The following is a 21,074-nucleotide window of genomic DNA, read 5'->3' on the forward strand; positions in this document are numbered from 1 at the left end:
TTATTTTTATTGAAAAGACGCTTCGCTTTACATAGAATATATAATCTATGTATTAATAAATTGGCTAAATATTTTTCACAAGTATCACAAATCTATGTGCCTATGTGGTTCAAAAACTAAAATTTCCAAATTGCATAAAACTGCCACGAATCAAAATCGTTTTTAAAGTTTTTATAATATCGAATTCCTACACTTGGACCAATGCGAGCAAAACCTAGTGTTACATCGGCAAATAATTGCGTTTGAACTTCGGTTTTTTCTTTTAATGATGTATTTGTTTCTCTTTTTAATTGAAGTATTTCTTCACCAGGAACAAATCCAGTTGCGTCTTGTATAGCTCTATAATATTGAAAGGTTTCGCTAGTTTCTTTTGTAGATGAAAGTGTAGTAGAAAATTGAGGACCAAAACCAATTCCAATAAAATTATTGACATTATATCTTAGGGAAACAGGAACAATATCTGTCACTATTCTATTCGTTTGACTTGAAGTAATTTTTCTCTCATAACCAATATCAGAAACCGTTCCGTCTGGGTTTTGAATAGGTGGATTAAAATTTACCTGACTTAAATCTGATGTTAATATAGCTTCATCAAAATCTAACTTATTAAAAAGTAATTCAGATTGCCAATACCAACGATAAGATTTATAGGGTGAAATCGTTGCACCTACAAAATAACTTTTAGCATTTTCTAATTTCGGAAAATAATTATAACCTGTTTTGGCACCAATTGAAATTCCGGGATTAAATCTCGTAACGGAATAATTAGTGATAATTGGATCGTTTTTATCAAAAATTATGGCTGTTTTACTTTTGGTTTTTACTTTATGAAAATCTTTTCCAAACTTTAAACTGTATTTTACAAAACCTTTAGTAGAGTCTTTTTCAGTTACGTTTTTTTGTTCGCTTCCTGGTAAATAAATATTCTTGAAAGTGAATATTATTTGTTTTTGAGCGACAATTGTATCTAAACAACTATAACGAACTTCTTGATTTTTTGGACAAATTGGACATTCGGGATACATTCCTTCTATTTGAAGAGTTTTTTTGTCATACATATCAGGAACATCAGTTTCTAAGCGTATTGTTGTTGCTGGACCTTCACCATTATTTTGAAAACGAGTTTTGAATTTTACTCTTTTAAATCGGACTAATCTATAATTTATAAACATTCCGTTTGTAGACATTTTATTGGGATCATGAGAAGTCACAATTTCCATTTCCATGTCTTTTATTTTGTGATTTTCATAGTTTGAATCAGGAACATAAATACTTCGCACTTTTAAAATAGCACTTGTATCTTTAATCATTTCTGGAGTTGTTTTTAAAGTGAAAAAGATATTACGCTGCTCATTTGGATTCATATTATTGAACGTAATGGTCTTTCCTTTTTTGAATTTTTGTTTGGCTTCTTCTAATGAAATAGCCAAATTTTTTCTAACAGTAGTATCTTGAAATTTAGAAGTAGAATAGATTATATTTTCGATTGAAGCATAAGACGAATTATTAGTATCAAAATCTTCATTGTACACTAAATCACTTGAAATTTCTTGAATGTTTTCATTGTGATAATTTCGAGTTTCAACCAATTCAAAATTGTCATTTTTAAATTCTTTTTCGTTATAATAAAAATAGATTTTTCCATTGGTAACGTAGTCTTTATCATTTTTATAACTCATGATAACTTCAAATTCTTCGTCAGGCAAAGGTTCACGATTCCTTCTTAAAACAATATTGTCATCCATAAGTTGAACTTCATTTTCAGAAGCATCAGCTTTATCATTTGTTTTTACTTTTTGTGGTCGCGTTGAAGGTGTTTTTCCTGAATCGTAATTATTAGTTGCCCATAATTTGACTTCGTATTCACCAGCTTGTTTGTAGGTGTGATTTGGTTCTTCTTTTGTGGAAAAATTTCCATCCCCAAATTCCCAATAATGACTGTAAAATGCTTTTGGAGCACCAGCAATTTGGTTTAATAAAGGTTTCTCAGATTTAAAAGTAAAAGAATTATTATTTTGAACAGGAATTATAATTGCTTTTCTAGATGTAGTATCTAGAGGTTTTATTTGAGAAAAACTCAATAGGGAAACTAGAAATAAAAGTAATGTGCTAATTTTTAACATAACTTCTAGGTTTTAAGTTATAAAAATAAGAAAAAGCGATGAGTTAATCATCACTTTTTCCAAAAAACAAAACATAACTAAATTTATGGTAGGGCATTTATAGCAGCTACAAGTTGTGCTTCTGAACTTACAGTTGTTTCAGCTAAAGTAAATGTGTAAACTGCATTTGCTGAAATGGTTACTGGTTTAATAGCATATCTCCATTGACCGTTTTCTTCAGTTGCAAAAATGATATGACAAGCTAATCCAATAGGAACTTGACCATAATGTTCAGAGAATAATCCAGAATTAGCATCATAAGTATCAAGTTTTGCTAACGCATTTCCTTCACCATCATAATGTAAGTAAATTGCGCTGTTTTGAAAATTATATCCAGAAGGAACTCCAGCTAAAATTTGTGTTTTTGGACCAGTGTTACTAGCAAATCTATCCACATTTGTCCATCCAAAATTATTAAAAAACGCATAGTATGTTTGAGCTCCTGTTGTTCCTTGTTCTAAGAAAACTTCACCTTGACCTGGTGCAGCATCAAGCTCTTCCCATTCTAAATTACCATCATTATCAATTGTTCCTTCCCACAATGACATTCCATTGTCGGGAGCAGTCAACGCTGCAGGAATTCTTAAATTCAAGGAACAGCCTAAGTCTAATTGTTGTCCGTTTTGGGTTGCATTAATGTAAAATTCACCACCAGAAATCAGCATTGCCATATCGCCATTTGGTAACTTTCCCATTGTAGTTTTGTCAGTAACAAGCATTTGTCCTCCGTCAAAAACCTCTACATATTCAATATCAATCATTCCTGTTACTGCATTGCCGTTTAATGTTAAGCAATTGGCATCAATATCTATTTCTACTCCATTTGCAGAAGTTAAAGTTGCCATTCCATTTGAAGCGTCAATTTGAAAGTTTTGAGTCATATCTTCTAAAGCTGCTTGTCTAATTGAGTTAAAAGCAGTAGGAGAAGGAACATAGTTTTGAGAAGTTGGATCTTCATCTGAATTACAACTTGTAAAGGTCATTGCAAAAGCAAAAAGCATTATGAATAATCTGTTTGCCATTAATACGTTTTTTGTGTTCATTGTTTTCATAATTTCTAAAGTTTAATATTAATATTTTGTTTAATTTATTTTAAATCCTATTGCAATATACGGTTGAGCAATGTCTGGTATTGGACCACCAGAACCATAGAAATTAGAGTTTAAAAATTCCACATTTCCTAGAACAATTGGATAAGGAACATTTGAGAAATCTGATTTTCTTAAAACTCTACCTATAGTTTCATTTAACATTGTCCATCCTGGTAATATTGTTCGTTTTACTTTAATAATGTCACCAGAATTCACCAAGACAGGAGTTGGAATAGATTGATAATCTAAATTTGCTTGTGAAAATGTATGTATACCACTATAAGAAGCCGATGTAGTTGTGTTTATTATTTCCATAGTGTAGCCACCAGTATAAGTGCTTGGATTTTGATATCCAATGCTACAAATTTCACCGGAAGCATTAATTTTAATATCGTATTCATGAGTTTCTAAATCCATAAACTCGGGTAAATCATCATAGCCATTTGCTGTTGAGAAGGCATTGCTAATTGGGGTTGATACATAATTTGTGTCACAAACATTATTACTTGGATCATTGTCATTATCACAACTAACAAAAAGCAGTATAATTAGTGATAAGAAGATGGTTTTTAAATTTTTCATAATTTCTATTTTTTTAATCTGAATTTATTTCAGATTCTGTTAATATTGATTTCTAATTATATATCAACTAGGCAACTCAATTGTTACCTAGTTGATTTGTTTTTTTTATTTGTATTCAGCTGCAATTATTATTTTGAAGTTTAAAACATCACCGGTACTAACTAGTTCTATCATTCTTTTAGCCTGATTTTCAGAACTTGAAAAACCTTTTGCTTTTCCGTTTGTAGTTTCCACTTCCCAAAAGAATAATCTTAAGTTGCTGTTTGAAACTTCATCTCTTAACTGAAAGAATGTTTCAATTTTTTTGTCTAAAACAACTTCTCCTGCAGATACAAGTAGTATCATTTTTTGAGCTTCTTCTAAAGAGTTTGAGGTTCCTGCGTAATTCCCGTTTGTAGTTTTTACACTCCAATCATAAACTTCTACGATGTTTTCTCTTGAAATTGATGTTGTAATTTCTAAATTGTTTGAAGTTGTTGTTACTTCTGTAGCGTTTACGTTTAAAAAAGATAAAGCTAAAATTGCGATTGTAAAGATTGATTTTTTCATAATTTCTAAGTTTTAATATTATTGTTAATTTTTGTTATCTAATGTTATATCAATTCAAGTTTTAATTTGTTACCCATGTTTTTGATTTATTTTAAATTTCTTTTGGAAAACATTTTAAAAACAAGATTTTGAAGAACGATTACATCTATATATAAAGTAGCTTAGAAAATTGTTACCCATTAAATCAAATTATTTTTTAATTCTTTTTATATTAGCTGATAAATAAAGACTTCATGGCTTCAAAAATTTTACATCACGACCAAGTTTATATAGATGGCTTGCTCAATAACAATTCATCTATAGTGGAATCTATATATAAAAAGTTTGCTCCTAAAGTCACCTATTATATAAAGATGAATAGTGGAAGCTCAGATGAAGCTCAAGATGTAATTCAAGAAGTTTTAATTACTATATATAATCAAGCAAAAACAAAAGGGTTAGAATTAACCTGCCCATTTGATGCTTACTTTTTTTTATTATGTAAAAGAAAATGGCTCAATGAATTAAAAAAATCTTCTAATAAAGAGGTAACAATTAAAGATGAAAATGTATCTATAGACAAAGACGTTGAAAAATTAGCTATCGAAACTGAAACCGAAGACGAAAAACAATCCTTATTTGATGAAATGTTTCAAAAATTAGGAGAAAAATGTCAAGAAGTTTTGAAATTGAGTTTCGTAACCAAAACCATGGAAGAAGTAGCTAGTAAAATGAATGTGACTTATGCTTATGTAAGAAAGAAGAAATCCATTTGTACCGGTCAATTGACAGAATTAATCCAACAATCTAACAGATACCAATCTTTAAAATACTAAAGTGATGCAAGAAGAATTATACATAGCATTTGAAAATTATCTCAATAATGAAATGGCATTAGAAGAGAAAATTACTTTTGATAATAAGCTTCATAATGACGAAGCTTTTAAAAAACAATTTGAATTATATAAAGAAACAACTCAGTTTTTAGAAATTAAGTTTTCAAATGATAGCGTTGATTTTAAGAAAAATTTAGAGTCAATTTCAGAAGAACATTTTGCAGTAAAACCACAAAAAAAAGAGTCAAAAGTCATTTCGATACAATCAAAATGGCTTGCAATTGCAGCTATGTTTGTTGTGTTTATTGGGGTTTGGTTTATTAACAGTGGAGACAACCCTTCGTATTCAGATTATAACCAACATGAGAATGCGAATTTTGTAGAAAGAGGTTCAGTAATTCAAGATTTAAAAACTGCTCAAGAAGCCTTTAACAACAAAAATTATGGAGAAGCTGTTCCGTTATTTAAAAAAATTGTAATCGAAAACAAAACTCCTGAGATTGAATTTTACTACGGAATATCATTATTGGAAATTAATAAAACACATGAGGCAGAAGTAGTTTTTAATAGTTTGAAAGAAGGAACTTCAGTTTACAGTCAAAGAGCTATTTGGTATTTAGCATTGGCAAAATTGAAATTAAAAGAATTTAAAGCATGTAAAAACTACTTAAGTCAAATTTCTTCAGATTCAGAAGATTATGAAAAAGCACAAGAATTACTAAAAGATTTAGATTAAATTTGCAATCTGAAACTTTGAAAATAAAGACTTTGAAATTAATTTTAACTGATACACATACTCATTTATATTCTTCACAATTCAATGAAGACAGAAAAGAAATCATCCAAAAAGCAATAGAAGTTGGAGTTTCTCGATTTTTTATTCCTTCAATTGATTCAAGTTATACCCAGAAAATGTATGATTTGGAAAGCCAATTTCCTGAAAATATTTTCTTAATGATGGGTTTGCATCCTACATATGTAAAAGAAAATTATTTAGAAGAATTAGCTCACGTTGAAGCTGAATTAGAAAAAAGAAAATTCTATGCTATTGGAGAAATTGGGATTGACTTATTTTGGGATAAAACATTTTTAAATCAACAACAACAAGCTTTTAAGCATCAAATTCAATTAGCCAAAAAATATAATTTAGGCATCAACATTCATTGTCGTGATGCTTTTGACGAAGTTTTTGAAGTTTTAGAGTCAGAAAAAGACGATAAATTATTTGGAATTTTTCATTGCTTTACTGGAAATTTGGAACAAGCAAAATTGGCTATTTCACTTGGTATGAAATTAGGAATTGGTGGCGTTTCAACTTTTAAGAACGGAAAAATTGATCAATTTCTTAATCAAATTGATTTACAACATATTGTTTTGGAAACAGATTCGCCTTATTTAGCACCAGTTCCTTATCGTGGAAAAAGAAACGAAAGTAGTTATACCTTACTAATTGCACAAAAATTAGCTGAAATTTATAACGTTTCAGTTGAAGAAATTGCAAAAATTACAACCGAAAACTCAAAAGCTATTTTTGGGATTTAAGTTAAAATTACCTTTAAATTCATAAATTTTTTGTTCTTTTGTTTTCTTAAAATTAAAATTAACACATGTCAAAGTTTGATGCTATTCGACCTTTTTATGATAGTGAAGTAAATAATGCTTTAAAATCTTCATTAAATCATCCTATGATGAAAGCGTTAATGGATTTTACGTTTCCAGGTGTAGAGGAAGAAGTTTGGAAGGCTAAATTGAGTGAAACACATTCTATTAGAGACTTTCAATGTAATTTCATATATAAATCTGTACAAAAAGTTTTAGAAAAAAGTTCAGACGGATTAACAACTTCTGGCTTTGAAAAATTGGAACCAAATACTTCATATCTTTTTATTTCAAACCATAGAGATATAATTTTAGATACTTCATTATTAAATGTAGCTTTATTTGAACATGGCTTAACAATGACTGCTTCTGCTATTGGAGACAATTTAGTGCAAAAAGCATTTTTACATACTTTATCAAAACTAAACAGAAATTTTGTAGTTCAAAGAGGGCTTTCTCCAAGAGAGTTGTTGATGAGTTCTAAAAACATGTCAGAATATATTGCACAATTGTTATTACACGAGAATCGTTCAGTTTGGATTGCTCAACGTGAAGGAAGAACAAAAGATGGTAATGACGCAACTAATTCTGGAGTTTTAAAGATGTTGTCGATGGGTTCTGACGAAAAAAACATCATGAATTATTTTAAGAAAATTAAGATTGTTCCTGTTTCACTTTCATACGAATATGACCCAACGGATGCACTAAAAATGCCTCAACTATTAGCCGAAGCCAAACAAGAAATATATATTAAGGAAAAAAATGAAGATTTTATCACCTTACTAAGTGGAATTATCGGACAAAAGAAAAGAATTCATATACATATTGGTGATGTTTTAGATTCAGAAATAGATGAAGTTGTTTCTCTTGAACAAAATCCAAATAAACAAATTCAATTATTGACCCAAAAAATTGATGATTCAATTTTAAGTTCATATAAACTGTGGCCAACTAATTATATTGCCTATGATATGTTACACAGCACCAATCAGTTTGAAAAAAAATATACAATAGAAGAAAAACAATTGTTTCAAAGAAGGCTAGAGTTGCGAATAGATGATAATTCAACGGTCTTAAAAGAAGGATTTTTAGCCATGTATGCTAATCCAGTTGTAAACAAATTGAAATATAATAATGCCACAGTCTAATCCTAAAATATTACTTATTTATACTGGTGGAACGATTGGTATGATTAAAGACTATGAAACGGGAGCCTTAAAAGCGTTTGATTTTAAAAAATTATTAAAACGAATTCCGGAATTGCAATTGTTAGACTGTGAAATTGACACAGTTTCATTTGAAAAACCTTTAGATTCATCAAATATTAGCATTCAAGATTGGCAAAACATAGCAACTATTATAGAGGATAAATATGAATCTTTTGATGGATTTGTTGTTTTACATGGTTCTGACACAATGTCTTATAGTGCGTCGGCCTTGAGTTTTATGCTAGAAAATTTAGCAAAACCTGTTGTTTTTACGGGTTCACAATTACCCATTGGTGATTTAAGAACAGATGCTAAAGAAAATCTAATTACGGCTATACAGATAGCTTCGTTACAAGAAAAAGGAAAAGCAGTTTTTAATGAAGTTTGTTTGTATTTTGAATATAAATTATACAGAGGAAATCGCACTACAAAAATAAGTGCCGAACATTTTAATGCATTTGCATCACCAAATTTTCCTGAATTAGCTGAATCTGGTGTGCATTTAAAAGTAAATAGAGATATACTATTAAAAAATAAGGGCAATAAAAAGTTAAAAGTTAATAAAACATTTGATGATAATGTTGCTGTTTTAAAACTTTTTCCAGGAATTAGTAAAAATGTGTTATCATCAGTTTTAAAAACGCCAAATTTAAAAGGAATTATTTTAGAAACGTATGGTTCAGGAAATGCTCCTTCAACAGATTGGTTTATTTCTTTGTTGGCGAATGCAATAAAAAACAATATTTGCGTTATTAATGTCACCCAATGTAGTGGAGGAAGTGTGAACATGGGGCAATATGAAACTAGTACACAATTAAAAAACATAGGAATAGTCTCAGGAAAAGATATTACTTCTGAGGCAGCTATTACAAAATTAATGTACTTATTAGGTCAAAAGGTGTCTCCTAAAGTGTTCAAAACCATTTTTGAAACACCTATAAGAGGGGAAATGATATAAAAATAATGAACAAAATTTTCTCACGTGAAATTTTTTATGTTATTTAGCACCTTCAAATTCAGTTCTCCATTGGAGAGGTGTCCGAGTGGTCGATGGAGCATGCCTGGAAAGTATGTATACTCCAAAAGGGTATCGAGGGTTCGAATCCCTTCCTCTCCGCACAAACAATTTGTAAATTAATAAATATTTTATACTTTTAACCAAATTAACTAATTAAATTTTAAGAACAAGAGCAATGAAAAGATTATTTTCTATTTTAGCAATCACAGGGATTATGGCTTTCGGAAGCGTACAAGCACAAGAAGCTACAGATTCTACAGCAGCAGCACAAACACAAGTTGAAGATGTTGCAGCTCAAGCAGACGAAGCAAACGCAGTTGCAACTACTGCCGAAGAAGATGCACCAGTTGCAGAAGTATCATTTACCCAAAAATTAAAACAACGTTTCGTTGAAGGTGGTCCTGGGTTTATGGGAATCGTATTATTATGTTTAATTTTAGGTCTAGCAATTGCTATTGAAAGAATTATCTACTTAAACTTATCTACTACAAACACTAAAAAATTAGTTGCTGATGTAGAAGATGCTTTAAAATCTGGTGGAGTTAATGCTGCAAAAGAAGTATGTAGAAATACTGCTGGTCCAGTTGCCTCTATTTATTACCAAGGTTTAGACAGATATGAGCATGGAGTTGATTCTGCTGAGAAAGCTGTTGTAGCTTATGGTGGAGTTCAAATGGGACAATTAGAGAAAAACGTTTCTTGGATTTCTTTATTTATCGCTTTAGCACCGATGTTAGGGTTCATGGGAACTGTAATTGGTATGATTGAAGCATTTGATAACATCGAATCTGCTGGTTCTATGGAGCCATCTTTAGTTGCTGGAGGTATTAAAGTTGCCTTATTAACTACTGTATTTGGTCTTGTTGTTGCAATGATACTTCAAGTATTCTATAACTACATTACTGCAAAAATTGATTCAATCGTAAACGACATGGAAGATGCTTCTATCAGTTTAATCGATATGTTATCAGACTATAAAAAATAATAACCTATAAATATATAACTGTTATGAATTTACATAAAGTAATCAAAATAGCAGCTCTTGTTATAGCAGTACTAAGTCTAGTGTTTTTAGCACTAATAATGGCTAGTAGTGATGCGGTTAACAGCAGTTGGATTTCACCCCTTATATATTTATCTTATGTAATTCTATTTGCATGTGTTGCAGTAGTTTTAATATATGTATTTAAGAATTTATTAACACATAAAGACGCCTTAAAAAGAGCAATGATAACTTTAGGAATTTTTGCTGGAGTTTTAGTATTGTCTTACATCTTAGCAGATGGTTCAGATGTGTATAATGTAAAAAAAGAATTATTGGTTAGTGGGAGTGCCTCTAAATTTGTAAGCACAGGTTTAAATATGTCTTACTTTTTAGGAATTTTTTCTATAGGATCTTTATTCTTTTTCATGTTTAAAAACGCAAAAAAATAATAATATGGCAAAGAAAAGAGGTACGCCACCAGAAGTAAATGCAGGCTCTATGGCAGATATTGCCTTCTTATTGCTTATCTTCTTTTTGGTTACTACAACTATTGGAGTAGATCAAGGAATCAATAGAAAATTGCCGCCAATGCAAGATGAGCCAGATGTTCCACCTATTAATCAACGTAACATTTTAACTGTTTTAGTTAATATGAACAATCAATTATTGGTTAATGAGGAACTAATGGAACTAAAAGATTTAAGAGAAAAAGCTGTTAAATTCTTAGAAAATAATGGCGATGGAACTTGTTCTTATTGTGAAGGATCAAAAGACGGATCTTCTTCAGATAATCCAACAAAAGCTGTTATCTCATTATCTAATGATGCTGAAACTACTTACGAAACTTATATTGCGGTGCAAAATGAATTAGTTGCCGCTTATAATATTTTAAGAAATAGAGAAAGCTTAAAAAAATATGGTATTTCTTTTTCAGAATTAGAATATATATTTAGTGATCCAGCTTCAAAAGGGGATTATTCAGATAAGGAATTAGAAGAGTTAGGGGAAAAAGTTAAGTATATTCAAGAATTATTTCCTCAAAGACTTTCAGAAGCAGAACCAAAACGTAACTAATAAATTTTAGAAAATGTCTAAATTTAACAAGAAAAAATCGGGCGATATGCCAGCAATTTCAACAGCATCTTTACCAGATATTGTATTTATGCTATTGTTTTTCTTTATGGTTGCTACTACTATGAAAGATAGTGATTTAATGATAGAGAATAAATTGCCAAAAGCTGATCAAACATCTAAATTGTTTAAAAAAGAGTATGTAATGTATATTTATGCTGGAAAACCTAGCGAAAGATACCAAAGTACTTACGGTAGCAATGCCAGAATACAATTAAATGATAGATTGTCTAATGCTAACGAAATTCAAAGTTTTGTTACATCAGAAAGAGCAGCTAGAAACTCTGACGCAGAACCATATTTAACAGCTTCATTAAAAATTGATAAAGATGTAAAAATGGGATTAGTAACAGATATCAAACAAGAATTAAGAAAAGCAGAACAATTAAAAGTTAATTACACAACTACACAAGGAAGTGTAACTAAAAGATAACTATAATGCTATAATAAACTTTAAAAGGTATCCAATTGGATGCCTTTTTTTATTATTTTTATAAAAAATTAGAAAGTGAAAAACCTATTGTTGTCTTTTTTTATTCTCTTTACTAGTGTAGTGTTTTCTCAAGAAGAGAAAAGTACAGTAGTTGACTCTTTATACAGAGAAGATCAAATGTATACAACTTTTTCGCTCAATCTTGTGCAGAATAGACCAGCTAGCTTTAGTAAACACTCATTGTCCTCTGGAATATCTGTTGGATTTCTTCGTGATATGCCTTTTAATAAAAAGAGAACATGGGCAATTGCTCCAGGTTTAGGATATTCATACAATAATTTAAAGAACAACATTAAAATTGATAATTCAACTAATGATATAAATTATACCATAGATGATTCTTTCGATAAAAATAAATTAGTATTACATCAATTAGACTTACCCATAGAAATTCGCTGGAGAAATTCTACTTATGAAAGTCATAAGTTTTGGAGAATTTATGCTGGATTTAAGATTTCTTATTTATTTGCTAGTAAATCTGTTTTTAAATCACCAACGGAAGACATAACTGTTAGAAATAATAGTGATTTATCTAAAATTAAATATGCAACTTATTTGTCTGTAGGGAATAATACCGGAAATATCTATGTACAATATTCACTTTCTCCAATTTTTAAAGATGTTCAGTTAAACGATAAAAAATTAGAACTTAGCTCATTAAATATCGGATTTGTTTTCTATATTTTATAAATAAAATTGCCACAAAAATAGTTGAGATAATAGGCCAATCATAGAACCAGCAAAAAGTTCTAAATAATTATGAGATTTCATATAAAGCCTTGAAGATGCAACACTTCCAACAAATAGTATCATTAAAGCAATTAAAGGAATGATTGGAACATTCAAATAAACGTATAGGCTTATTATAAAAGCTAATAAGGAACTAACGCCAATCATATGTAAACTGACTTTAAAGTTTATAAATGTTAGTACAAAAGCTATTATAGAAGCTATTAATCCACCTATTAAGAAAAAGTATATTGCGGGTAAATCTTCAATAAAGCCACTAAATTTTATTAGTAAAAACAAAAATAGTGCTTGTAATAGTATAGGAATTTTTCTTTCATGGATAGTTGCTTCTGTAAATGAATTTATATAACCAGTTGCTTTTAGTAAATAATATATTGATAAAGGCAATAACATGGTCAATATTACAACTTGAATTAATAATACTAAGGACAATGAATTAAGACCTAAACAAGATAGCCATATATACAGTAAAACACCATAAAATGTCACAAATATGGGATGAAATATATATGAAAATGAAGGTAATATTTTTTTTAAATCCATAGTTGGAATTATATCTTCTTACGCAAACGAGCAACAGGAATATCTAATAACTCTCTATATTTCGCAATAGTTCTACGAGCAATTGGATACCCTTTTTCTAATAATAATTCAGCTAATTTGTCGTCTGGATAAGGTTTTTTCTTGTCTTCGTTTTCGATAACTTGCTGTAAGATGTTTTTAATTTCAATTGTTGAAACTTCTTCCCCTTGATCATTAGTCATAGATTCACTAAAGTAATCTTTGATAAGTTTTGTTCCGTAAGGTGTATCAACATATTTACTATTAGCAACACGAGAAACGGTTGAAATATCTAATCCAACTAAATCAGCAATATCTTTTAAAATCATTGGACGAAGTTTTGTTTCATCACCATCTAAAAAGAATTCTTCTTGATAATGCATAATAGCATTCATAGTTACAAATAAAGTCTCACTACGTTGCTTAATTGCATCAATAAACCATTTAGCTGAATCTAATTTTTGTTTGATAAACTGAACAGCATCTTTTTGAGAATTTGACTTTTCGCTTGTGTCTTTATAAGTCTTTAACATGTCTTGATAATCTTTAGACACATGAAGTTCTGGTGCGTTTCTTCCGTTTAAAGTTAAATCTAATTCGCCTTCAATAATTCTAATAGTAAAATCTGGCACAACATGTTCTGTCATTTTAAGATTTCCACCGTAAGAACCACCTGGTTTTGGATTTAATTTTTCAATAACATCAATAGCTTTTCGCAATTGGTCTTTTGAAACATCAAATTTTTGAAGTAATTTTTCGTAATGTTTTTTAGAAAAAGCATCAAACTGATCTTCAATAATTTGAGTAGCTAAATCGATAGATTCATTAGGTGTTTTATGTTTTAATTGAAGCAATAGGCATTCTTGTAAATCACGAGCAGCGACACCAGAAGGCTCTAATTCTTGTACAACAAGTAGAATGCGTTCAACCGTTTTTTCATCAGTATAAACACCTTGTGTAAATGCCAAGTCATCAACCATATCTTGAATAGTTCTTCTGATATAACCCATATCATCGATACTTCCTACAAGAAATTCGGCTATATTTCGTTCATCATCATTAAGAATAAACGTATTCAATTGATTGATTAAATCTTGATGAAAACTAATTCCAGCAGCGATTGGTCTGCTTTTATCTTCATCGTCATCACTATAATTATTTGCCTGATATTTGTAATCAGGAGTTTCGTCATTGCTTAAATATTCATCAATGTTTATGTCAGTATCAATTCTTTCGTTATCATCATCATAATCGTCTGAGGAATCATTAAAATCATCATCATATTCATCAACTTCATCTTTTCCATTTTCTAAAGCAGGATTTTCAACTAATTCTTCTTCCAAACGTTGTTCAAAAGCTTGCGTTGGCAATTGAATTAACTTCATCAACTGAATTTGTTGTGGAGATAATTTCTGTGATAATTTAAATTGTAAACTGTGTTTAAGCATTTTTCTTCTTTTGGTTAAAAGGTTATGAGTTTAAAAGTTTAAAAGGGTTTGTACATATAAAGCACAAAATTTAAATCTACAAACTCATAACATTTTAATATTTCTTAATTAATTAAATTTTGAATGTTAATACTACATCAAACTTTTAACCTTATAACCTTTTAAACTCTTAACCTAATTTTTTAAAATTCTGCATTTTGTGGTGTTCTTGGGAAAGGAATTACGTCTCTAATATTTGACATTCCAGTTACGAAAAGAACTAAACGTTCAAATCCTAATCCGAATCCTGAGTGTACCGCACTTCCGAATTTTCTAGTGTCTAAATACCACCATAATTCTTCTTCTTCAATTCCTAAAGCGTGCATTTTTTTTACTAAAACATCATAACGCTCTTCTCTTTGAGAACCACCGACGATTTCACCAATTCCTGGGAAAAGGATATCCATTGCACGAACTGTTTCTTTTCCGGGTTCAGTATTGTCGTTTAATCTCATGTAGAATGCTTTGATATTTGCAGGATAATCAAACAAAATTACAGGACATTTGAAGTGTTTTTCCACTAAATAACGTTCGTGTTCACTTTGTAAATCTGCTCCCCATTCTTTAATGATGTAATTGAATTTACCTTTTTTATTTGGAGTACAATTTCTTAAAATATCTATAGCTTCAGTATAAGAAACACGTTTAAAGTTGTTTTCTAAAACGAAGTTTAATTTTTGTAACAAACTCATTTCACTACGTTCAGCTTGAGGTTTAGATTTTTCTTCTTCTGTTAAACGTTGTTCTAAGAAAGCTAAATCATCTTGGCATTTTTCTAAAACATATTTGATTACATACTGAATAAAATCTTCAGCCAAATCCATATTTGCATCTAAATCATTAAAAGCAACTTCTGGTTCAATCATCCAAAATTCTGCTAAATGTCGCGATGTATTTGAGTTTTCAGCTCTAAAAGTTGGTCCAAAAGTATATACTTGACCTAAAGCCATAGCATAAGTTTCAGCTTCTAATTGTCCAGAAACCGTTAAGTTTGTTTCTTTTCCAAAGAAATCTTCTTTGTAGTTTACTTTTCCTTCTTCTGTTCTTGGTGTTTTGTCGAAAGGTAAAGCGGTTACTTTAAACATTTCACCAGCACCTTCTGCATCACTACCAGTAATAATTGGAGTGTTTACATAAACAAATCCTTTTTCTTGAAAGTAATTGTGCACTGCAAACGACAACACAGAACGAACTCTCATAATTGCTCCAAAAGCATTTGTTCTTACACGTAAATGAGCGTTTTCTCTTAAAAACTCAAGAGAGTGTTTTTTTGGTTGAATTGGATATTCTTCTGGATTTGAATCACCAAGAATAGTAACTTTAGTAACTTGAATCTCTACTGATTGTCCTTTTCCTTGACTTTCTTGTAAAATCCCAGTTACTGAAACAGCAGCACCAGTTGTGATTCTTTTTAAAGTTTCTTCTGGTGTATTTTCAAAATCGACAACACATTGAATATTATTGATGGTTGAACCGTCATTCAACGCTATAAATTGATTGTTTCTAAATGTTCTAACCCAACCTTTTGCAGTTACTTCATGCAACGTTTTTTTACTGTTTAAAAGGTCGATAACTTTAGTATGTTTCATTCTTTTCTAATTTAATTATAAATATAAAAATTAATCTTGATTTGATATTTCGTCCTCAGAATGGTTTTCTGATAAAATATCTATTGTTGGTTCTATAAATTCTTCTTTGTTGGCTATTGTTTTTTCTAAAGATAGTAATAATGCTGGCAATAAGATTAAATTAGAAATCATAGCAAATAATAATGTCAGCGCAACTAAACTACCTAAAGCAATTGTTCCACCAAAACTTGATAAGGTAAATACTGAAAATCCAAAGAATAATACTACTGAAGTATAAAACATGCTTACACCAGCTTCTTTAACCGTGTTGTAAACCGATTTTTTTATTTTCCAGTTGTTCTGCTTTAATTCTTGACGATATTTAGCTAAAAAGTGAATGGTATCATCAACAGAAATTCCGAAAGCAATACTAAATACTAGTATAGTTGATGGTTTTATTGGAATTCCTAAATAACCCATTAAACCAGCTGTCATAATCAACGGTAATATGTTTGGTAATAACGAAACAATTATCATTTTAAAGGAACGGAACAAATAAGCCATTAATAAAGAAATCAGGATGATGGCAAATAATAATGATAAAACTAAATTGTGAACCAAATAATGAGTTCCTTTTTCAAAAACAAATGCTTTTCCTGTTAAAGTAACATTGTATCTTTCTTTTGGAAAAATTTTGTCTATTTTCTCTTGAAGTCTTTCTTCAATTTTAGCCATTTTATCGGTGCCAATATCTTTCATGAATGTAGTTACACGTGCATATTGTCCGGTACTGTCAACATAACTTTTTAAAAGATTTTCACTGCTTTCTTTTGTTGAATTTTTAACATAAGTTAATACAAAACCCTCTTCTAATTTGCTAGTAGGCAATTCGTAATAATCTGGATTTCCATTGTAGTAGGCTTGTTTGGCATATTTAACCAAGTTAACAATAGAAACTGGTTTTGATAATTCTGGAATTTCTTCAATTTCTTCTTGAAGTTTATTAATTCTTTTTAAGGTAACCGACTTCATGGCTCCTTTTGGTTTTTTGGTATCAATCATGATTTCCAATGGCATTACACCATCAAATTCATTTTCGAAGAATAGAATGTCTTTAAAGAAAGGCGCTTTTTTAGGCATATCTTCAATAATACTTCCTGAAACTTTTATTTGATTTATACCAATAACCCCCAAAACTAGCACTATAATAGCCGTTGCAAAAACTGCAATTCTATAGTTTTTAATTATATTTTCAATCCATTTGATGAATGAATTCAAGTAGTTTTTACCTAAATGTTCTAAGTGTTTTTCCTTAGGCAAAGGCATGTAGCTATAAATAATTGGAATAATAATTAAACAAAGTATAAATAAGAAAACAATGTTTAATGACGCAACAATACCAAATTCAGTCAATAATTTACTATCAGTAAACATGAAAGTAGCAAAACCAGCTGCAGTAGTTAAGTTAGTCATCAAAGTAGCATTTCCTACTTTTGAAATTACACGTTGCAAAGATTTTGCTTTGTTTCCGTGAATTTTTATTTCTTGTTGGTATTTATTAATTAGGAAAATACAGTTTGGAATTCCAATTACAATGATTAATGGTGGAATAATAGCTGTTAAAACAGTGATTTCATAATGCAACAAACCTAATGTTCCAAAAGACCACATTACGCCAATTATCACGACTAACATTGAAATTAAAGTTGCTCTAAAACTTCTAAAAAAGAAGAAAAACAATAATGAGGTAACTAATAAAGCAGCAATAACGAACAATCCTATTTCGTCAATTATGCTCTGAGCATTTAAAGTTCTGATGTATGGCATTCCAGAAACATGCATGTCTAGACCTGTTTCTTTTTCAAATGCATCAATTTTTTCTTGACTAAAATGTTTGAAAACAAAATCTTTACGAGCAGCAGTATTTACAATTTTTTTGTCAATATAAATGGCAAAACGAACCGCTCCAGATTCTTTATTAAATAACATGCCTTCATAAAAAGGTAAATCGTTAAAAAGTTCTTTTTCCTTCTTCTTTACATAAGAATCTATAATAGATTTTTTATTGATAAAAGGGACTAATTTGAATTTTTGATCAACGGTGTCTTTTTCAAGAACTTGTAAATCTTCTATAGAAAGTGTTAAGTCAACAGCTTTGTCGGTTTTAATTTCAGCAACAAAATCTTCCCAAATTTTTATATTTTTAGCTGAAAAAAAAGTAGAATCTTTAAATCCAACAACTATTAGATTACCTTCTTCTCCAAATTTGTCTAAAAATGATTGGTATTGTTTATTAACTTCATGGTCGTCTGGTAAAAGATTTGCTTCAGTAAAGGTAAAGCGCATATTTTGCCATTGAAAACCCATAAAAACGGTGAAAAGCCCAACTAATATTAGTAGAGCAACTCTGTTACGTAAAATTCGTCCTGCAATATAATTCCAAAAACGACTATTTAGCCATTTAAACATCATCTAAAATTTAGTCTGCAAAGGTAAGTATTATTGATTAAATAGTTAGTTTTCAAACCAAAGAATTGCAATAAATTAAAGTCCTAAATCGAGATTATAAGAAATCTTAATAGCAATGTTATCATCAAAGTTAGCTAATTGATAATTTCCATAGCGATAAAAGGCAACTAGGCCAAAGCCTTTAAATAATTTATTACATTCAACACCACTTTCAAAAAAGCCTTTTTCTAAAGAATTAAAAGGCAAACCAACATGATTTTCTGGATTGTCAATTGTTCCAAAAGCCATTCGTGTTACAACTGTAAATTCAGGATTTAGTTTATAGCCAATATTAATTCTATTAAACGTGTGTTTAAGTTGCATAGAAACATATTTATCAGAGAAAAACTCATTGTAATACATGGTCTCAAAACTATTTTTACCTGCAAAAGTGATTCGTTTTAAAATAGCATCTTTATTCAAATTATTTGGTGCAATTGCATATAATTGTGTTAAAGGAATATCGCCAAAAGCTAAACCAGTTTGAAAAAGAAACGAGCTTTTTTGTCCTGATAAATACGGAATTTCATAAAAAGTTTTAAAATCAACTTTAGTAAAATCAAAATTATTTCCGAATATTTCTGGTATTGTTTGTGTTATTTGTAAAGAAAATTTAGGATGTCTTTTTTCGATTTCTATTTTACCCAAAGGAGTTTGCATATAACTACTAAAAGGGTTCCATTGAATAGAAAATTGGGCTGAAGTTAGATTGTAATTAGAAAAACTTTGACCGTTGTTGATAAAAGTATAGTCAAACAATGGAGTTATTTCGCTTTGAGAAATGGAGAAATAAGCAGATGTTTTAGGTAAAATTTTACTTTCAATGAAAGCAGATGAGATCCTGTTGTTATAAAAAGTAGAAATATTAAAAGGTCTTGGATCATAAACGCGAAACCTTCTTGAATCAGTTGCAAAGGTAGTCTGACCAATTTCACTAACATCATCTATATAAGAAATACTCAGCCAGGTTTCATCTAATTTATTTAATAAATATGAAGGAGTGATGCCATATTTAATTCCTTCATCTTTAAAACCATAAGCGCCATAAAAAGCAACTTTATAATCTTCTGAAACTTTATTGTTTGTAACTGCTCCTAATCCTATTCTAAAACCTTCATAATTGTTGTATTTTAAAATACTTCTCAAATCTAAATCAACATAACTTATAGGCAAATAACCATTAATTATTTTTTTACCTAAAAATATTTTACGCTCAATATTACTAGATTGTGATAAACTGTCTAATGAAGTATAAGTTTTCATTTTTCGAATATCGATGGTGTCTTTTGCAATTGAATTCCAATATTTTTCTGATTTTTTCAAACTACTTTCAGGAACATATACTTTTATTCCGTCAAATTTTAGCACTACAGGTTCGTTTATTTTTATGTCAAAAGGAGTTGATTCGAGAATTAAAATAGTCCTATCAGAAGCATTATTGCCTAAATTTTGTTCTAAACTTGATCTAAATTTCATCGTTCCACCAAGAATTGTTAAATCTTCAGAATTACTTCCTTTACTTAAAATAATTTTTCTTTTTTCGGGAAACCAAATGTTCTCTTTTTTAAGGTAATTAAAAGTGTATGTAGCGTCTACATTTACAATTCCATAAATTCGATATTGAGCTTTTGCTACCGAAAAATTTTCTGCATCAACATGTAAAATACCCCTTAATCGGTTGGCTCTTAATTTTTTTGGTTCGAAATAAATTCGATATACTTTTCGATTTTGAATTTCTGTTGAATCTAACAAATGGTAAGTATATAATTTTCTACCGTAATTAGAAATTGGATTCTGAAGAGGAATTTCTAAAAGTTCGAATGGATTTTCGTAAACTGAATACGAAATTAATTTTAGGCCAAGAAATTCATATAAAGGTTCTTTAAAACCAGCCATTCGAGTTGCTAAAACGGTTTCTTTGTTAGAATATTGATTATGCTGAATTAAATTGACTTTTTCAGTTTGATAAATATGACTTTTTTCAACTAATTTTTTGAATTTATAGTTTGTTGAATCTAGCTTTAGAATTTCTTTTCCAAAAAGATTTCTTTTGTAGATTTTATCAATTTCCCCGGAAATACTATCAGGATTTGCCGTTATTTGAATGTATTCGTAATTTTTATATTCGTAAGAATCAAGTGCTTTTTCTGGTTGTGTATTTTTTTTATTTTCAATAACTTTTTTAACAATATGATTTACTTTGTTAAGAGAATAATATTCGTTTTTAATTTTATTGATGTCTTGCGTTAATTTTATAATAAATAATTTTCCATCATTTGAAGCGTAAGCAGGTTTTTCATAATATCCTTTGTAGCGAATGTATAAAGGTTTTTTGAAATCCGTAATTTCTAATGAAAACTTACCTTCCCAATCCGCAAAAACAGTTGTTTTATCGTAAGTTATTTTTGCAAAAGCAATTGGAATGGTTGTATCAAAATCGATAACTTGCCCTTTGATTTTTGTTTGACCAAAAATAAAGTTTGTAAGTAATAGTAAAAATAATAGATATGAATATCGCATTTAAAAATTTTCGATTGAATACAAAGATATTTAAAAAAGAAAGTCCT

General features: G+C 29.5%; 19 protein-coding genes and 1 tRNA gene. 11 read left to right on the forward strand and 9 right to left on the reverse strand.

Annotated features, from left to right (window positions below):
* Nucleotides 1-116: 116 nt before the first annotated feature.
* The 4 genes from AAC008_RS03310 to AAC008_RS03325 all read right to left on the reverse strand — a co-directional run bounded on the left by AAC008_RS03310 (nucleotide 117) and on the right by AAC008_RS03325 (nucleotide 4,384).
* Nucleotides 117-2,123 carry a PKD domain-containing protein gene (locus tag AAC008_RS03310; RefSeq protein ID WP_339887404.1) on the reverse strand — a complete coding sequence of 669 codons (2,007 nt, stop codon included), beginning with the start codon at nucleotides 2,121-2,123 and terminating at the stop codon, nucleotides 117-119.
* An 83-nt stretch (nucleotides 2,124-2,206) separates the two neighbouring features.
* On the reverse strand, nucleotides 2,207-3,205 hold the full coding sequence (locus AAC008_RS03315; RefSeq protein WP_339887405.1) for a hypothetical protein: 999 nt from the start codon (nucleotides 3,203-3,205) through the stop codon (nucleotides 2,207-2,209).
* Nucleotides 3,206-3,244: 39 nt separating this feature from the next.
* Nucleotides 3,245-3,835: a hypothetical protein gene (locus AAC008_RS03320; protein WP_339887406.1), complete on the reverse strand. Its 591-nt coding sequence runs from the start codon at nucleotides 3,833-3,835 to the stop codon at nucleotides 3,245-3,247.
* A gap of 105 nt (nucleotides 3,836-3,940) precedes the next feature.
* A complete protein-coding gene (locus AAC008_RS03325) occupies nucleotides 3,941-4,384 on the reverse strand; it encodes a hypothetical protein (RefSeq protein ID WP_339887407.1) in 444 nt (147 codons plus the stop codon).
* Between the two features lie 233 nt (nucleotides 4,385-4,617).
* Between AAC008_RS03325 and AAC008_RS03330 the strand changes: the two genes are divergently transcribed.
* The 11 genes from AAC008_RS03330 to AAC008_RS03380 all read left to right on the forward strand — a co-directional run bounded on the left by AAC008_RS03330 (nucleotide 4,618) and on the right by AAC008_RS03380 (nucleotide 12,323).
* The gene (locus AAC008_RS03330; RefSeq protein WP_339887408.1) at nucleotides 4,618-5,199 is read left to right on the forward strand and encodes a sigma-70 family RNA polymerase sigma factor; all 582 of its coding nucleotides are present in this window, start codon (nucleotides 4,618-4,620) and stop codon (nucleotides 5,197-5,199) included.
* A 4-nt stretch (nucleotides 5,200-5,203) separates the two neighbouring features.
* On the forward strand, nucleotides 5,204-5,935 hold the full coding sequence (locus AAC008_RS03335) for a tetratricopeptide repeat protein (RefSeq protein WP_339887409.1): 732 nt from the start codon (nucleotides 5,204-5,206) through the stop codon (nucleotides 5,933-5,935).
* A gap of 23 nt (nucleotides 5,936-5,958) precedes the next feature.
* Nucleotides 5,959-6,741, forward strand: coding sequence for a TatD family hydrolase (locus AAC008_RS03340; RefSeq protein ID WP_339887707.1), 783 nt, complete (start codon nucleotides 5,959-5,961; stop codon nucleotides 6,739-6,741).
* A 65-nt stretch (nucleotides 6,742-6,806) separates the two neighbouring features.
* Nucleotides 6,807-7,946 (forward strand): 1-acyl-sn-glycerol-3-phosphate acyltransferase, encoded by a 1,140-nt coding sequence (locus AAC008_RS03345; protein ID WP_339887410.1) that lies wholly within the window; start codon nucleotides 6,807-6,809, stop codon nucleotides 7,944-7,946.
* Nucleotides 7,933-8,964, forward strand: coding sequence for an asparaginase (locus AAC008_RS03350; protein ID WP_339887411.1), 1,032 nt, complete (start codon nucleotides 7,933-7,935; stop codon nucleotides 8,962-8,964). The genes AAC008_RS03345 and AAC008_RS03350 overlap by 14 nt, the downstream gene beginning before the upstream one ends.
* Before the next feature lie 71 nt (nucleotides 8,965-9,035).
* Nucleotides 9,036-9,123: transfer RNA gene (locus AAC008_RS03355), tRNA-Ser, on the forward strand.
* 76 nt (nucleotides 9,124-9,199) lie between these two features.
* Nucleotides 9,200-10,009: a MotA/TolQ/ExbB proton channel family protein gene (locus AAC008_RS03360; RefSeq protein WP_339887412.1), complete on the forward strand. Its 810-nt coding sequence runs from the start codon at nucleotides 9,200-9,202 to the stop codon at nucleotides 10,007-10,009.
* A 23-nt stretch (nucleotides 10,010-10,032) separates the two neighbouring features.
* Nucleotides 10,033-10,458 carry a hypothetical protein gene (locus AAC008_RS03365; RefSeq protein ID WP_339887413.1) on the forward strand — a complete coding sequence of 142 codons (426 nt, stop codon included), beginning with the start codon at nucleotides 10,033-10,035 and terminating at the stop codon, nucleotides 10,456-10,458.
* A gap of 4 nt (nucleotides 10,459-10,462) precedes the next feature.
* Nucleotides 10,463-11,083, forward strand: a complete 621-nt coding sequence (locus AAC008_RS03370) for a biopolymer transporter ExbD (RefSeq protein WP_339887414.1) — start codon at nucleotides 10,463-10,465, stop codon at nucleotides 11,081-11,083.
* 13 nt (nucleotides 11,084-11,096) lie between these two features.
* Nucleotides 11,097-11,573, forward strand: coding sequence for a biopolymer transporter ExbD (locus AAC008_RS03375; RefSeq protein WP_339887415.1), 477 nt, complete (start codon nucleotides 11,097-11,099; stop codon nucleotides 11,571-11,573).
* 75 nt (nucleotides 11,574-11,648) lie between these two features.
* A complete protein-coding gene (locus AAC008_RS03380; RefSeq protein WP_339887416.1) occupies nucleotides 11,649-12,323 on the forward strand; it encodes a porin family protein in 675 nt (224 codons plus the stop codon).
* Here the strand turns inward: AAC008_RS03380 and AAC008_RS03385 are convergent.
* The 5 genes from AAC008_RS03385 to AAC008_RS03405 all read right to left on the reverse strand — a co-directional run bounded on the left by AAC008_RS03385 (nucleotide 12,318) and on the right by AAC008_RS03405 (nucleotide 21,027).
* Complete coding sequence (locus AAC008_RS03385; protein WP_339887417.1) at nucleotides 12,318-12,815, reverse strand: hypothetical protein; 498 nt, start codon at nucleotides 12,813-12,815, stop codon at nucleotides 12,318-12,320. The two genes, AAC008_RS03380 and AAC008_RS03385, sit on opposite strands and share 6 nt — an antisense overlap.
* A gap of 119 nt (nucleotides 12,816-12,934) precedes the next feature.
* A complete protein-coding gene (rpoN, locus tag AAC008_RS03390) occupies nucleotides 12,935-14,392 on the reverse strand; it encodes an RNA polymerase factor sigma-54 (protein WP_339887418.1) in 1,458 nt (485 codons plus the stop codon).
* 182 nt (nucleotides 14,393-14,574) lie between these two features.
* Entirely contained in the window at nucleotides 14,575-16,020 is a 1,446-nt protein-coding gene (asnS, locus tag AAC008_RS03395) for an asparagine--tRNA ligase (protein WP_339887419.1), read from the reverse strand.
* A gap of 30 nt (nucleotides 16,021-16,050) precedes the next feature.
* Nucleotides 16,051-18,468, reverse strand: a complete 2,418-nt coding sequence (locus AAC008_RS03400; protein ID WP_339887420.1) for an efflux RND transporter permease subunit — start codon at nucleotides 18,466-18,468, stop codon at nucleotides 16,051-16,053.
* A 75-nt stretch (nucleotides 18,469-18,543) separates the two neighbouring features.
* Nucleotides 18,544-21,027, reverse strand: coding sequence for a DUF5686 family protein (locus tag AAC008_RS03405; protein ID WP_339887421.1), 2,484 nt, complete (start codon nucleotides 21,025-21,027; stop codon nucleotides 18,544-18,546).
* Nucleotides 21,028-21,074 lie beyond the last annotated feature (47 nt).

Source organism: uncultured Flavobacterium sp., assembly GCF_963975515.1.
In the GTDB taxonomy this organism is placed as follows: domain Bacteria; phylum Bacteroidota; class Bacteroidia; order Flavobacteriales; family Flavobacteriaceae; genus Flavobacterium.

Excerpts from the sequence above, each read along its gene's own strand:
- AAC008_RS03320 (WP_339887406.1), bottom strand. The coding sequence starts at position 3,835 with ATGAAAAATTTAAAAACCATCTTCTTATCACTAATTATACTGCTTTTT.
- AAC008_RS03335 (WP_339887409.1), top strand. The coding sequence starts at position 5,204 with ATGCAAGAAGAATTATACATAGCATTTGAAAATTATCTCAATAATGAA.
- AAC008_RS03325 (WP_339887407.1), bottom strand. The coding sequence starts at position 4,384 with ATGAAAAAATCAATCTTTACAATCGCAATTTTAGCTTTATCTTTTTTA.
- AAC008_RS03315 (WP_339887405.1), bottom strand. The coding sequence starts at position 3,205 with ATGAACACAAAAAACGTATTAATGGCAAACAGATTATTCATAATGCTT.
- AAC008_RS03360 (WP_339887412.1), top strand. The coding sequence starts at position 9,200 with ATGAAAAGATTATTTTCTATTTTAGCAATCACAGGGATTATGGCTTTC.
- asnS (WP_339887419.1), bottom strand. The coding sequence starts at position 16,020 with ATGAAACATACTAAAGTTATCGACCTTTTAAACAGTAAAAAAACGTTG.
- AAC008_RS03345 (WP_339887410.1), top strand. The coding sequence starts at position 6,807 with ATGTCAAAGTTTGATGCTATTCGACCTTTTTATGATAGTGAAGTAAAT.
- AAC008_RS03365 (WP_339887413.1), top strand. The coding sequence starts at position 10,033 with ATGAATTTACATAAAGTAATCAAAATAGCAGCTCTTGTTATAGCAGTA.
- AAC008_RS03310 (WP_339887404.1), bottom strand. The coding sequence starts at position 2,123 with ATGTTAAAAATTAGCACATTACTTTTATTTCTAGTTTCCCTATTGAGT.
- AAC008_RS03370 (WP_339887414.1), top strand. The coding sequence starts at position 10,463 with ATGGCAAAGAAAAGAGGTACGCCACCAGAAGTAAATGCAGGCTCTATG.
- AAC008_RS03405 (WP_339887421.1), bottom strand. The coding sequence starts at position 21,027 with ATGCGATATTCATATCTATTATTTTTACTATTACTTACAAACTTTATT.
- rpoN (WP_339887418.1), bottom strand. The coding sequence starts at position 14,392 with ATGCTTAAACACAGTTTACAATTTAAATTATCACAGAAATTATCTCCA.
- AAC008_RS03330 (WP_339887408.1), top strand. The coding sequence starts at position 4,618 with ATGGCTTCAAAAATTTTACATCACGACCAAGTTTATATAGATGGCTTG.
- AAC008_RS03400 (WP_339887420.1), bottom strand. The coding sequence starts at position 18,468 with ATGTTTAAATGGCTAAATAGTCGTTTTTGGAATTATATTGCAGGACGA.
- AAC008_RS03350 (WP_339887411.1), top strand. The coding sequence starts at position 7,933 with ATGCCACAGTCTAATCCTAAAATATTACTTATTTATACTGGTGGAACG.
- AAC008_RS03375 (WP_339887415.1), top strand. The coding sequence starts at position 11,097 with ATGTCTAAATTTAACAAGAAAAAATCGGGCGATATGCCAGCAATTTCA.